The 13,639-nt window shown below is 66.4% G+C and carries 13 protein-coding genes; 4 read left to right on the top strand and 9 right to left on the bottom strand.

What is annotated here, in order from left to right; all coding sequences use genetic code 11:
- Positions 1 to 16: 16 nt before the first annotated feature.
- Positions 17 to 1,156: a CaiB/BaiF CoA transferase family protein gene (locus IEW49_RS00845; protein WP_188640903.1), complete on the top strand. Its 1,140-nt coding sequence runs from the start codon at positions 17 to 19 to the stop codon at positions 1,154 to 1,156.
- 58 nt (positions 1,157 to 1,214) lie between these two features.
- Here the strand turns inward: IEW49_RS00845 and metK are convergent, their stop codons facing one another.
- The 6 genes from metK to hisS form a co-directional block, all read right to left on the bottom strand.
- Positions 1,215 to 2,426 carry a methionine adenosyltransferase gene (gene metK / locus IEW49_RS00840; protein ID WP_188640902.1) on the bottom strand — a complete coding sequence of 404 codons (1,212 nt, stop codon included), beginning with the start codon at positions 2,424 to 2,426 and terminating at the stop codon, positions 1,215 to 1,217.
- Between the two features lie 41 nt (positions 2,427 to 2,467).
- Positions 2,468 to 4,075, bottom strand: a complete 1,608-nt coding sequence (gene lnt, locus IEW49_RS00835; protein WP_229658022.1) for an apolipoprotein N-acyltransferase — start codon at positions 4,073 to 4,075, stop codon at positions 2,468 to 2,470.
- Positions 4,076 to 4,085: 10 nt separating this feature from the next.
- Positions 4,086 to 4,724 carry a DUF4167 domain-containing protein gene (locus IEW49_RS00830; RefSeq protein ID WP_188640901.1) on the bottom strand — a complete coding sequence of 213 codons (639 nt, stop codon included), beginning with the start codon at positions 4,722 to 4,724 and terminating at the stop codon, positions 4,086 to 4,088.
- A gap of 216 nt (positions 4,725 to 4,940) precedes the next feature.
- The gene (gene prmC, locus IEW49_RS00825) at positions 4,941 to 5,771 is read right to left on the bottom strand and encodes a peptide chain release factor N(5)-glutamine methyltransferase (RefSeq protein WP_188640900.1); all 831 of its coding nucleotides are present in this window, start codon (positions 5,769 to 5,771) and stop codon (positions 4,941 to 4,943) included.
- Entirely contained in the window at positions 5,768 to 6,835 is a 1,068-nt protein-coding gene (gene prfA, locus IEW49_RS00820; RefSeq protein ID WP_188640899.1) for a peptide chain release factor 1, read from the bottom strand. Before prfA ends, prmC begins: the two co-directional genes overlap by 4 nt.
- A complete protein-coding gene (hisS, locus tag IEW49_RS00815) occupies positions 6,835 to 8,079 on the bottom strand; it encodes a histidine--tRNA ligase (RefSeq protein ID WP_188640898.1) in 1,245 nt (414 codons plus the stop codon). Before hisS ends, prfA begins: the two co-directional genes overlap by 1 nt.
- Positions 8,080 to 8,190: 111 nt before the next feature.
- Here hisS and ppa point away from each other — a divergent pair, with 111 nt between their 5' ends.
- Positions 8,191 to 8,718, top strand: coding sequence for an inorganic diphosphatase (ppa, locus tag IEW49_RS00810; protein WP_188643029.1), 528 nt, complete (start codon positions 8,191 to 8,193; stop codon positions 8,716 to 8,718).
- 1 nt (position 8,719) lies between these two features.
- On the opposite strand, the gene IEW49_RS00805 is transcribed toward ppa, so the two are convergent.
- From IEW49_RS00805 to IEW49_RS00795, 3 genes are read right to left on the bottom strand one after another with little or no spacing between them, the layout of a single operon-like run.
- Entirely contained in the window at positions 8,720 to 9,169 is a 450-nt protein-coding gene (locus IEW49_RS00805; RefSeq protein ID WP_188640897.1) for a hypothetical protein, read from the bottom strand.
- A complete protein-coding gene (locus IEW49_RS00800; protein ID WP_308419693.1) occupies positions 9,166 to 10,545 on the bottom strand; it encodes a mechanosensitive ion channel family protein in 1,380 nt (459 codons plus the stop codon). The genes IEW49_RS00805 and IEW49_RS00800 overlap by 4 nt, the downstream gene beginning before the upstream one ends.
- 20 nt (positions 10,546 to 10,565) lie before the next feature.
- Positions 10,566 to 10,943 carry a hypothetical protein gene (locus tag IEW49_RS00795; RefSeq protein ID WP_188640896.1) on the bottom strand — a complete coding sequence of 126 codons (378 nt, stop codon included), beginning with the start codon at positions 10,941 to 10,943 and terminating at the stop codon, positions 10,566 to 10,568.
- 180 nt (positions 10,944 to 11,123) lie between these two features.
- Here IEW49_RS00795 and lptB point away from each other — a divergent pair, with 180 nt between their 5' ends.
- Entirely contained in the window at positions 11,124 to 11,918 is a 795-nt protein-coding gene (gene lptB / locus IEW49_RS00790) for an LPS export ABC transporter ATP-binding protein (protein ID WP_188640895.1), read from the top strand.
- A 58-nt stretch (positions 11,919 to 11,976) separates the two neighbouring features.
- A complete protein-coding gene (gene rpoN, locus IEW49_RS00785) occupies positions 11,977 to 13,419 on the top strand; it encodes an RNA polymerase factor sigma-54 (protein ID WP_188640894.1) in 1,443 nt (480 codons plus the stop codon).
- The last annotated feature ends 220 nt before the right edge of the window (positions 13,420 to 13,639 follow it).

The raw sequence follows: 13,639 nt of genomic DNA, 5'->3' as shown, positions 1-13,639 counted from the left end.
GTAGGGCTGACCGGCCATGTGGCTCGATAATCCGCGCAAGCCGAACGCCCCGCTCGCGGGGGTGAAGGTGCTCGACCTGTCGCGGGTTCTGGCCGGGCCGTTCGCCGGACAGATTCTCGCGGACCTCGGCGCGGACGTGATCAAGGTCGAAAGCCCCGAAGGCGATACGACGCGCCAGTGGGGGCCGCCCTTCGTCGAGCGCGAAGGCGAGACCACCGCCGCCTATTACCATGCCTGCAATCGCGGCAAGCGCGGGATCGTTGCCGATTTTCGCGACGAGGGCGACCTTGCTCGCGTGCGCGAGCTCGCCGCGGACGCGGACGTCGTGCTCGAGAACTTCAAACCGGATGCGTTGGCGAAATTCGGGCTCGACTACGCCGCGCTCTCGAACGCCAATCCGTCGCTAGTCTATTGCTCGATCACCGGCTTCGGGCAGGACGGGCCGCGACGCGACGAGCCGGGCTACGATTTCATGATCCAGGCGATGAGCGGGTTCATGGGGCTGACCGGCGAGCCCGACGGCGAACCGATGAAGGCGGGGGTCTCGATCTCGGACCTGTCCTGCGCGCTGTGGTCGGTGATCGCGATCCAGTCGGCACTGCTGATGCGCGAACGCACGGGGATGGGTCAGTGGATCGACATGGCGCTGCTCGATTGCTCGGTCTCGCTGCTCGCCAACCAGGCGATGAGCCTGTTCGCGACCGGGCGGAACCCGCCGCGCATGGGCAACAGTCACGCGCAGGTCAGCGCCTATGGCGTGTTCCCGACCCAAGACGGACCGGTGGTGCTCGCCCCCGCCAACGACAAGCTGTTCCGCAAGCTGCTCGAAGTGCTCGACCGCCACGACCTGCTCGAGGAACGACGCTTCGCCACCAACGCCGATCGCCTCGCCAACCGCGACGAACTCGACGCGCTGATCGCGGTCGAGACCACATCTTGGAACCGGGACGACCTGCTGCACCATTGTGCCGAGGCCGGAATCCCCGCCGGCCCGATCAACGATCTCGACGAGGTCTTCGCCGACCCGCAGGTGATCGCGCGCGGCATGAAGCTCGATTGCGACGGGGTGCCCGGCCTGCGCAGCCCGTTCCGCTTCTCCGATGCCGAGCTGGCGCTCGACCAGCCCTCGCCGCGCCAGGGCGAGCACGGCGACTGAAACGAAAAAGGGCGGCTCACGGCCGGGGCCGCCCTCTTCGTATGCGTGAGACTGAAGCTTACGCCAGCGCGGCCTTGAGATCGTCGACCAGGTCGGTCCGTTCCCACGGGAAGTGATCGCCGTCGACGTCGCGGCCGAAATGGCCGTAGGCGGCGCTCTTGCGGTAGATCGGCTTGTTGAGACCCAGATGCGTGCGGATGCCGCGCGGGGTCAGGCCGCCGAGCTTGGCGATGCCGCGGATCGCGTCTTCGATCGCCGCGTCGTCGACCGTCCCGGTGCCGTGCGTGTCGACATAGAGCGACAGCGGTTCGGACACGCCGATCGCATAGGCGAGCTGGATCGTGACGCGCGAGGCGAGACCCGCTGCAACGATGTTCTTGGCGAGGTAACGGGTGATATAGGCCGCGCTGCGATCGACCTTGGTCGGATCCTTGCCGCTGAACGCGCCGCCGCCATGCGGGGCCGCGCCGCCATAGGTGTCGACGATGATCTTGCGACCGGTGAGGCCCGCATCGCCGTCCGGTCCGCCGATCTCGAAGGTGCCGGTCGGGTTGATGTGCCACACGGTGTCGTCCGAGACGAAGCCGTCGGGCAGGATCTCGGTCACCACGCCCTTCACGTAGGCGTGGAGCTCGGCTTCCTTCTCGCCCTCGTCATAGCCCGGCGCGTGCTGGGTGCTGACCACCACCGCGGTGCAGGCGACGGGCTTGCCATCCTTGTAGCGCAGCGTGACCTGGCTCTTGCTGTCGGGCTCGAGGAACGGCGCGACGCCGCTCTTGCGGTCCTCGGCCAGTCGGTGGAGGATCTTGTGGCTGTAATCGATCGGTGCCGGCATCAGGTCGGGCGTCTCGTCGCAGGCGAAGCCGAACATGATGCCCTGGTCGCCCGCGCCTTCGTCCTTGTTGCCGCTCGCATCGACGCCCTGTGCGATGTGGACGCTCTGTCCGTGCAGGTGGTTTTCGAACACCAGCGTCTGCCAGTGGAAGCCGTCCTGTTCGTAGCCGATCTCGCGCACGACGCCCCGCACGGTTTCCTCGATCTCCTGTTCGACACCGGGCGCCCAGTTTCCATCGGCGTCCATGATGCCCTGGCCGCGAATCTCGCCCGACAGGATCACCCGCTGGGTGGTCGTCATCGTCTCGCAGGCGACCCGTGCCTCGGGATCCTTCGCGAGGAACAGGTCGACGATCGCATCCGAAATCTGGTCCGACACCTTGTCGGGATGGCCTTCGGACACGCTTTCGGAGGTAAACAGGTAGTCGGAGCGCATTTGAGCCTCATATAAAGAAAGCTTTATGTGTGGGGCGCGTGTTAGCCCCGCGCGCGGCGGCTGGCAACCAGCGCAATCACGCAAAATAGCACCGCCCACACCATCGCCAGCCAATTCCCCAGCCGCGCGAACAAGGTCGGCGCGTGGGCGGGTGGGACGAACCCATCGCGCCGCTCCGCGCTGTGGCGCGGGATGTATTCGCGCACCACGCCCCGCGCGTCGATCACCGCGCTGATCCCGGTGGTCGTCGAGCGCAGCACCGGCAGGCCTTCCTCGATCGCGCGCATCCGCGCCTGCGCGAGATGCTGCGGCGGTCCCGATGGGCCGAACCAGCCGTCGTTCGAAGGGTTGAAGATGTAATCGGGCCGGTCCGAACGATCGACCACCTGTCCGCTGAACACGATCTCGTAGCAGACCTGCACGCCCGCGCGACCGTATTCGCCGAGCTCGAGCGTGCGCGGCCCCGGTCCGGGGAAAAAGTCCACCGCGCCCGGCACCAGCCGCGAGAGCCCGAGCGGCTCCAGCACGTCGCGCATCGGAAGGTATTCGCCGTAGGGGACGAGGTGCGCCTTGTTGTAGCTCGCGCGGATCTGCCCGCTGCCGTCGATCGCGGTAACGGAATTGCGCGCCCCGGCGAGCGCGCCATCCTCGAATTCGAGATCCTGCGTACCGCTCAGCAACAGCGCGTTGGCGCCGATCGTGCGTGCGATCCGGCGCTTCGAGGCGAGCGGGTCGGCGAGGTAGTTGAAGCGCAGGTAGTAGCGGAAGGGATAGCCTTCGCGCAGGAAGTCCTGGATGCCCGATTCGGGCCACAGCACCAGCCGCGGCTCATCGTCGCGCGGGCGCGAAAGCGCCGCGGTGCGCGCGAAATTCTCTTCGAAATACTCGCGCTCGTTGAGCTTTTCCTGGCGGATATCGGGCTGGACGAGCGTGTAACGCAGCGTCCCTTCGCGCGGCTCTCCCAACGGGCGCGGGACGAGCAGCGCCAACACCGGCAGCAGCGCGAGCGCTATCGCGAGTCCGCGCCGTTCGCGCCAGCGCGCCGCCAGCCACCAGCAACCGCCCAATCCGATCACCATGCCCGACAGCGCATAGGTCCCGGTGAACTGCGCGATCGCGGCGAGCCCCGGTCGTTCGAACGGCCCGAGTGCGATCATCGCGAGCGGGTTCCAGGCATAGCCGGTAAAAGCCCAGCTGCGCAGCCATTCGGCGACGATCCAGCCTCCCGCCAATGCGGGAACCATCACCCAGCCGGTGCGCGCCCGGCCCGCCAGCCACCAGCCGGCAAGCGCGGCAAGCGCAGGAAATACGGCGAGATAAACCGCGAGTAGCAAAACCGCGATCGAGCCGAGCCAGGCAGGCATGTTCGCCTGGTAGCCGAAGGCGACCGCGATCCAGCTATTGCCGAGCGTGAAATGGCCGAACCCGAACATCCAGCCACGCCAGGCGGCGGACTTCCCGTTCGGTGCGTGGGCGACCAGCGCCACGAACAGCGCCAGCGCCGCGAGCGCCAGCGGCCACAAATTGTAAGGGGAGAAGCCGAGCGCGGCGAGCGGCCCGGCCGCCAGCGCGCTCAATCGCGGGTGAGCGACGAGCCAGCGACCGATCGCGTTCGCGCCGGTGCGGGCGCGCCTGTCGAGCGAGCCCACCCGTCAATTCCTAGGCAGCGGCTTCTTCGCCGTCTTCGCTGGCGGCGCGACGGGTTCGGCGACGCGGCTTGGGCGCCTCGTCCGCGTCGTCGCCGATAGCGGGCGGCAGCGCGCTGGGATCGAGCCCGTGGGGGCCGTTGTCCTTGGCCGGCTTCGCCTTGCCGTTGGCCTTCGCCTTGGCCGGCTTGCGCTTGGTCACGAAGGGGTTTTCCTCGCCGTCGGCATCGGAACCTTCGTTCTGTTCGCGCCCCTGGGTGGCTTCCTGCCCTTCGTTCTTGCGCGAGCGGCGCGGCTTCTTCGGGCGATCGTCGCGACCGTCGTTGTCGTGATCGTCCCGGCGATCGTCGTCGTCATCGTCGGAGCCGTGCTTGCCACCGCGATTGTCGTCGCGCTTGGCGCGTTGTTCGTCCTGCCGGGCCTTGTTGTCGGCGATGACGCGGAAATAGTGATCGGCGAATTGCAGGTAGTATTCCGCCTGCACCCGATCGCCGTTCATCTGCGCGTCGTTCGCCAGCTTCTTGTACTTGTCGAGAAGCTGGGGTGCGTTGCCGCGCGCGCGACTGTCGATCCGGTTCGGAAACTGATTGCCCTGCGACCGGTTGTTGCCGCCGCGACCGCGACGACGGTTGTTACCACGATTGTTGCTCAAGGATTCGTGTTCCTTTGTGACGCCGTCATACGCGGCGGTATCCCTCCTCCGCACGCTCTTCGCGCGGGGCCAATCCCGGTATCCTTTCCGGTTCCTGCACGTCGACGAGCGGCGCGCTGGTATCCGGTCTGGTCTGGGACTTGTCTCCGGCGAACCCTCTGGTTCCCGCCGGAGCAACTCCAGAGGTAGCGGTTGTAGGACGCCTTGCCAAGCCCCCTATGGTTTCGGGCGAAGGATAAGTGCGCGTGGCCGCCCCGCGAGATCACGCCGCAATTCGCTCGAGAACCCGGCCTCGGAGGCGATCTGCGCCACCGATTCGGCCTGTTGGTGGCCGATTTCGAAGATTGCGACACCGTTTTCGGCAAGCAGTTCGGGCAATTTCGGGATCAAGACGCGGTAGTCATCGAGGCCTTCGGGGCCGGCGAACAGCGCCTCGCCGGGCTCGTAATCGTGCACATCGGCATCGAGCAAGGCATCGGCCTCGACATAGGGCGGGTTGCACACCACCAGGTCGAACCGCCCGAGATCGTCTTGCCAGCCGTGGTCGAGCCAGCTGCGCCGTTCGAACCGCCAGTCGTTCGCCAGATCGAGCGCCCGTGCATTCTCGGTCGCGGTTTCGATCGCCCGGGACGAAGCATCGATCCCGACGCCCGCTGCCGCGGGGCGCTCCGAAAGCAGGGTCAGCAAGAGCGCACCGCTGCCCGTTCCGAGGTCGAGCACCCGGCGCAGCGACGAACAGGATTCAAGTGCGGCGCGCACCAGCGTTTCGCTGTCGCCGCGAGGGATCAGAACGCCCGGTCGTACCGCGAAGCAACGCCCGTAGAATTCCTGCTCGCCGGTAATGTAGGCGATCGGCTCGTGCCGGGCGCGGCGATCGACCAGCGCCTCGAAGCCCACCGGTGCCGGATCGCGCTGATGCCGGAGCAGCATGTCCGAGCGCGAGCAATCGAGCGCATGCGCCATCAGCAATTCGGCGTCGAGCCGCGCGCTGTCGCTAGTGGCGGACAGGTGATCCGCCGCGGCGCGCAGGGCTTCGCCGACGGTCATTCCTCCATCGCGGCGAGGCGCTTGGCTTCGTCCTCGGCGATCAGGGTGTCGATCACTTCGCCGAGCCCGGGCCCTTCGAGGATCTGCGGCAGCTTCTGCAGCGTCAGCCCGATGCGGTGATCGGTCACGCGGCCCTGCGGGAAATTGTAGGTGCGGATGCGTTCGGAGCGGTCGCCCGAGCCGACCATCGCCTTGCGCGCCTCGGCCTCGGCCCCCTCGAGCGCATCGCGCTGCTTCTCGAACAGCCGCGCGCGCAGGACCTGCATCGCCTTCTCGCGATTCTTGTGCTGGCTGCGCCCGTCCTGGCAGGTCACCACCGTATCGGTGGGCAGGTGGGTGATCCGGATTGCGCTGTCGGTGGTGTTGACGTGCTGGCCGCCCGCGCCGCTGGCGCGATAGGTATCGATCTTGAGGTCGGTCGGGTCGATCTGCACGTCGACGTCGTCGGCCTCGGGCAGCACCGCGACGGTCGCCGCGGAGGTGTGGATGCGCCCGCCGCTCTCGGTCACCGGCACGCGCTGGACCCGGTGCACGCCGCTCTCGAACTTGAGCTTGGCGAAAACGCCGGTGCCCTTCACGTTGGCGATGATTTCCTTGTAGCCGCCGACGTCCGACGCGCTGATCGAGACCGGCTCGACCTTCCAGCCGCGTTCGGCGGCATAGCCTTCGTACATGCGGTAGAGATCGCCCGCGAACAGCGCGGCCTCGTCGCCGCCCGTCCCGGCGCGGATTTCGAGCATGGCGGGCTTCGCATCGGCGCTGTCGCGCGGCAGCATGGCCGCGGCGAGCCGGCGTTCGGCCTCGGGCAGCTTTGCCTTGAGTTCGACCAGCTCCTCTTCGGCGAGCGCCTTCATTTCGGGATCGGAGACGAGCTCGGACAGCTCGGCGATCTCGGCGCGCATCGCCTTTACCTCGTTGGCTATCTTGGCCACCGGTTCGAGCTCGGCATAGTCGCGGCTCGCCTGCACGAAAGCCTCGCCCTCGAGCGTGCCCGAGGCCATCCGCGCTTCGAGCTCGGCGAAGCGATTGGCAATCTGGTCGAGGCGTTCGGCGGGGATGGTCATCAAATCGACAAAACGAAGTTCTCGACGGCAGTTGCCCGCTCGCTGCCGTTACCCATGATTCTCACCGGCGAGCCGCCCTCAGTCACCGTGAAAGAAACCAAGGCGTGCGACGGAAGTTTCTTGGCTTTGTCAAAGCGTTTCCTGGGCGAACCCGCCGCAAATAGCTCTGCCGAGAAATGTGCCTTTCTCATTGCGGCGACCATCTTCACGGCTTCCGCAAGTTTCTCATCATTTTCCACGACGACGATAGCATCCGTCATGGGCTCGATCTTCTCCCCCACCAGCATCGCCAATCGCTCGATCCCCGCGGCCCAGCCGACCGCGGGCGTTGGCGCGCCGCCGAGGCTTTCCATCAGCCCGTCATAGCGACCGCCGCCGAGGATCGTGCTCTGGCTGCCGAGCCTTCCGGCCGCCTCGCTGCCCTCGTCGGGAATGAATTCGAACGCGGTGTGGCGGTAATAATCGAGCCCGCGCACGAGGCTTTCGGCGCGCGTCCACTTCACGCCCGCCGCGTCGAGCCCGGCGGTGACCGCGTCGAAGAAGGCGCGCGCATCGTCGGACAGGAACTGGTCGATCTTCGGCGCATCGGCGACGAATTGCCGATCGCGGCGATCCTTGCTGTCGAGGATGCGCAGCGGGTTCTTTTCGAGCCGCTCCTGCGAATCCTCGCTCAACTCGTCCTTCACCGCACGGAAATGCTCCACCAGCGCGGCGCGCCAGGCTTCGCGGCTGTCGCCGTCGCCGAGCGTGTTGAGGTGCAGCGTCACGCCCTCAATGCCGAGTTCCTTCAAGAGCTGGTCGGCCATCGCCAGCAGTTCGACATCGGCCTGCGGTTCGGCCGCGCCGATGATCTCGGCATCGATCTGGTGGAACTGGCGATAGCGGCCCTTCTGCGGGCGCTCGTAACGGAACAGCGGGCCGTGCGTGGCGAGCTTCAGCGGCGCGTGCTGCTGCCAGCCGTTCGAAAGAAAGGCGCGGGCGATGCCCGCGGTGAATTCGGGGCGCAAGGTCAGCGATTCGCCGCCGCGATCCTCGAACGAATACATTTCCTTCGATACGATATCGGTGGTCTCTCCGATCGAACGGGCGAACACCTCGGTCTTTTCGAACACCGGCATTTCGGCCCGGCGGAAGCGGTAGAGCCTGCGCACGCGCTCGAAGGTCTCGACCACGAAGGCGAAGGCCTCGGCATCGGCTCCGAAGATGTCCTGCGTCCCGCGGATGGCTTGTGGCGTTTTTGGCATGGGTCGCGCGATTAAGGCGAACTGCCCCCTTCCGCAATCCTCCGCCCTTCGCTATCGGCCCGCCAAGTCTTTCTGGGGAGGGGGACCGAACATTTTCAGCAAGGACGCATGATGCGCATCGACAAGATCCCCACCGGCGACAATCCGCCCGAAAGCCTCAACGTCATCATCGAAGTGCCGACCGGCGGCGAACCGGTGAAATACGAGTTCGACAAGGATTCGGGCGCGCTGTTCGTCGACCGCATCCTCCACACGCCGATGCGTTATCCGGCCAATTACGGCTTCATTCCCCACACGCTGTCGCCCGATGGCGATCCGCTCGACGCGCTGGTGATCGCGCGCTCGCCCTTCATCGCCGGCTGCGTGGTGCGCGCCCGCCCGATCGGCGTGCTCAACCTCGAAGACGAGCATGGCGGCGACGAGAAGCTGATCTGCGTGCCCATCGATACGACCTTCCCCTATTACTCGGACGTCGCCGAGACGAAGGACCTGCCCTCGATCATCTTCCAGCAGATCGAGCACTTCTTCACCCACTACAAGGATCTCGAAGCCGAGAAGTGGGTGCGCGTCGGCAATTGGGGCGACGCTGCCGAAGCCAAGCAGATCGTCAAGGAAGCGATCGAGCGGGCGAAGGGCTGAGCTAGCGTCCCGCTTCGAGGTCGGAGCGGAAGCACAGCATCGCGCGGTTTTCGGGGTTGAGCGGCGGGTCGGCGCGGTCGATCGCGTCGCGCAGCAGCAGCTTGACCTCGGTATCGCGGACGTCGCCCGCGCCCTCGATCACGTAGTGCCGCATCGAGCCCAGCGTGCCGCGCAGCAGCTCGTCCAGGTCGTACATCCGGTCCCCGCGCGGAAAATCGTAGCTCACCCAGAAGGCATGGAACGACACCGTGACGATCGTCGCGGCCAGGTCCACGCCGGGCGCGAAATGCACCCGCAGCAGACCGTCGCTGTTGTCGACGATACGGTTCGCGGTCGGCATGGCGGCGGTCGCGGCGGTGATCGCCTCGCGTCCGATCGCGGCGAGTTCGGGCCCCTGCCGGTCGATCGCTTCGTCGAGCCGCAATTGCGCCGGGCGCTGCGGTTCCTTCACTCCACCGGGCGCCCTTCGTCGAGCAGGTCTTTGGCCTGCTCGGAATCGGTCCGGCGTTCCTTGTCGACCAGCTCGGCGATCTCGTTCTGCGGCGCGACGTCCGCATCTTCGGCGCTCATGGTCACGGTCGCCGCCTTGGGGACGGGCGGCGGCTTGCCCGCAGACCCTTCCGCGACCTGCGCCATAGGCAGCGGGTCGGTGCGCGAATCGAAACGCAGGCGGTAAATCGGTTCGGGCAGCGCGAAGCCTGCTTCCTCTATCGCCGCCTTGACCGCACCGATCGCGCGGCTCCTGGCCTTGTGCCAGTCGCTCTCCTCCTGGTCGACCCAGCCGAGGAAGCTCAACACGATGTTCGAATCGCCGACTTCGACCGTGCGGACCTCGGGCGGCGGATCCGCGAGCACGAAGGGCAGCGCCTCGAGCGCCTCCCGGCCGACCTTGCGCGCCGCCTCGGGATTGTCGTCGGCATCGATGCCGAGCTTGAACTCGAAGCGGCGTTGCGGATTGCGCGTATAGTTCAGGATTACCGCCTTGAAGACGGTCGAATTGGGAATCCGCAAGTGATTGCCCTCGAGCGTCATCAGAACGGTCGCGCGGCTGGTCAGGCGGATCACGCGGCCCTCGAGATCGTCGATCACGACATGGTCGTTGGCGCGGAAGGGCTGGCGCAGGCTCAACATCAACGAGGCGACGTAATTCTCGATCGTATCGCGCATGGCGAAACCCAGCGCGATGCCGATCACCCCAGCCCCGCCGAGCACTGCCCCGAGCAAGGCCCCCGCGCCGAGCATGTCGAGCGCGATCACCAGGCCGAGCACCACGAACACGAAGCGGATCGCCGAAGCGATCAGTTCGGCGAGGAAGGAATTGGGGGCGACCCGGCGCCACAACCCGGTCAGCCCGGCGAGCAGGTATCCGAACGCCGCGATCGCGATCGCAACCACCAGTGCGAGTCCCCCGAGCGGCGCGAGCGCGCGCGCATCGGCCAGCTTGCTTTCGAGCGAGGTCAGGACCCCGCCTGCCTGTCCGACCGATAGGTCGCGTTCGAGCCCGTTTTCGACCGTCACCACCCCGGTGATGCGCGAAGCTATTTCCTCGGCCCGCGCGATATCGCCTTCCTCGGGCACTGTCCCCGACAGGGCGACCACCCCCTCGTTCACCGTAACCGCGACCTCGGCGAAAGCCGGCAGTTGCGAGAGGATCCCACGGAGGCGTCGCGCGATCTGCTCGTCGTCGGAGGCGCCGGTCTCGGCTTCGATCGCCTGCGCGGTCGGCGTCGGCGCGGGTGCCGCGGTTTCGCTCGCCGCCCCCGGAACGAGCGCCGTGGCGGGCATCGCGGCGACGCCCACCAGGAGCGCCAGCGCAAATATCAGCAATTTCGACAGGTGGGAGATGGTCAGTTCAGCGCGTAAAGCGCCTTGAACAGTCCGGCGAGCAAGAAGGGCAGGCCGATCGCGACGACCCACAACCCGATCACCGACTTGCGATAGCGCGGTTCGTAGGACGGGTCGGCGGCCTGCTCGTCGCTCATCTTCATCCAGCAGGATTCGTAGGTCTTGCAGGCGGGAATGACGAGCGCGACGAGGATGGCCAGCGCGATATAGGGGGCGATCGAAGTGCCCGGTGACTGCATCGCATCGACGGTGACGAAGATCTGCAGCGCGGTATAGACCATCAGCGCATAGGCGATGTGGTCGCTCATCCGCTTGCGCCAGTCGAGCTTCTTGCCCTCGGTGCGGGCCTCGGTTTCCTCGTCGTACGCAGCCTGTGCCATCAGTCGGTCTCTCCCCAGTTCCCGAAGTTCGCAGTTAATCACGAACGCGGCGCTGCTGCAAGGACGATCGCCACCCGCCCGGTGCGAAAGGCCGCGCCTGATCGACCAAGGCATGCACGAAGTCTGCCAATCGTTTCCGGCGGGGGTGGATCACGCGCGTCGGAATGCTATGGCGGCATCATGGATATGCCCGCCGCCTCGGCCGAAACTTCGGACGACGTATCGCCAGCTCACGCCTCCGAGCCGATCCCGCAGGGCGGGCTCGAAGTGGTGTCGATCGCGAAAAGCTACGACAAGAAGCAGGTGCTGTCCGATATCTCGCTGACGGTCGGCAAGGGCGAGGTGCTGGGCCTGCTGGGTCCCAACGGCGCGGGCAAGACGACCTGCTTCTATTCGATCATGGGCCTCGTCAAACCCGATGCCGGCCGGATCATGATGGACGGCGTCGACGTCACCAACCTGCCGATGTATCGCCGCGCGATCCTCGGCCTCGGTTACCTGCCGCAGGAAACCTCGATCTTCCGTGGGCTGACGGTCGAACAGAACATCAGTGCCGTGCTCGAGCTGGTCGAGCCCGACAAGGACGTGCGCGCCGCCGAGCTCGAGCGGCTGCTCGAAGAATTCGGGCTTACCCGGCTGCGCGATTCCGCCGCGATGGCTTTGTCGGGTGGCGAGCGCCGCCGCTGCGAGATCGCCCGTGCGCTCGCGGCCAAGCCCTCGATCATGCTGCTCGACGAACCCTTCGCCGGGATCGACCCGCTTTCGATCAGCGACATCCGCGATCTTGTCGCCGACCTGAAGACGCGCGGGATCGGTGTGCTGATCACCGATCACAATGTCCGCGAGACGCTCGAAATCGTCGATCGCGCCTGCATCATCTATGGCGGGCAGGTCCTGTTCGCGGGCAGCCCCGAGGACCTCGTCGCCGACGAGAACGTGAGGCGGCTCTACCTCGGCGAGAATTTCGAGTTGTAGGATCGAGGTTGGGGGGAACGGTGCTTCAGGGTCAGGGTCGTAAGGGTACGATGGAATAATGGCGCTCGGGCCACGCCTCGACCTGCGCCAGTCGCAATCGCTGGTGATGACGCCGCAGCTCCAGCAGGCGATCAAGCTGCTGGCGCTGTCCAATCTCGAAATCGAGACCTTCGTCGGAGATGCGCTCGACAACAACCCGTTGCTCGAGATGGGCGAGACCAGCCGCGAGAACGAAGACGGCGATGCCGCGACCGAAGCCGAGCCCGCGCAGGCCGACGCGATGGATGGCGATGGCGGCGCGCTCGACATAGACGAAAGCGCGCTCGACCGTGATCGCGACACCGGCGACTGGTCGGCTTCCGGCAGTATCGCCTCGGGCGAGGACCTGCCCGGGATCGAAAACGAGAGCAGCGACGGACCGACGCTGGCGGAGCATCTCCACGAGCAGGTCGGCCCGGCCTCCGCCGACGAGCGCGAAGCGTTGGTCGCGCATGCGATCGTCGATGCGCTCGACGAGGCCGGCTACCTGACCGTGACGCTGGAGGAGCTCGCCGGGATGCTCGGCATCGGCGAGGCCGAGGCCGAACAGGCGCTGGCGCTGGTCCAGTCCTTCGATCCGACGGGTGTCGGCGCCCGCTCACTGTCCGAATGCCTCGCATTGCAGGCGAAGGAGGCCGATCGCCACGATCCGTGCATGGCGCGGCTGATCGACAACCTCGAACTGCTCGGCAAGGGCGAGTTTGCGCGGCTCCGGCGGCTGTGCGACGTCGACGACGAGGATTTTGCCGACATGCTCGCCGAACTGCGCGGCTACGACCCCAAGCCCGGCCTCAAATATGGCGGGGGGGCGGGCGCGGCGGTGGTGCCCGACGTACTGCTCTCGCCGAGTGATGAGGGCGGCTGGAAGATCCGCATCAACCGCGACACGCTGCCCCGGCTGGTGGTCAATCGCGACTATTACGTCGAGCTCAAATCGGATTGCACCGACAAGGCTTCGCGCGGCTGGCTCTCGGAAAAGCTGGCCGACGCCAAATGGCTGATCAAGGCGCTCGACCAGCGACAGAAGACGATCCTCAAGGTCGCGAGCGCGATCGTGAAGGCGCAGGACGGCTTCTTCCGCCGCGGCGTCTCGCACCTGAAACCGCTGACCTTGCGCACCGTCGCCGAACAGATCGACATGCACGAGAGCACGGTCAGCCGGGTAACCTCGAACAAGTACCTATCCTGCCCGCGCGGCACCTTCGAGCTGAAATATTTCTTCTCGAGCGGGGTCTCTTCGGCCGACGGCGAGGGCGCGAGCGCCGAAGCGGTCAAGGCTGCAATCCGCGAGCTGACCGACGCCGAGGACCCGAAGAAGATCCTCTCCGACGACGCGCTGGTGACGCTGCTCAAGGAACGCGGTTTCGACGTCGCGCGCCGCACCGTCGCGAAATATCGCGAGGCCGCCGGGATCGGCAGCTCGGTTCAGCGGCGGCGGGCGAAGAAACTGGCGGGCAGGTGAAAAGCGGGAAGCACTTTGCAACGGTCGTCCTGCTTTGCATCGCCGCGGGGCTTGTCGGATGGGAAGCGATAGTCGCCTTCGGTTCGTCCCCCTGCTCCGCACCTTCACACGGTCCGGATTGTTATCCATGGGGGGCCGAAGGTCCGGCCGCCGGAAGCTGGCTATATGCGAGCAGGGAGAACTACCTCCTGAGCTTGGCAATCGCTTGCCTCGTGCTGCT

Origin of the sequence: Pseudoblastomonas marina (assembly GCF_014641655.1) — a bacterium.
Lineage (GTDB): Bacteria > Pseudomonadota > Alphaproteobacteria > Sphingomonadales > Sphingomonadaceae > Alteriqipengyuania_A > Alteriqipengyuania_A marina.
The sequence above is the reverse complement of the archived record's forward strand: the minus strand, read 5'-3'. Positions and strand labels throughout refer to the sequence as shown.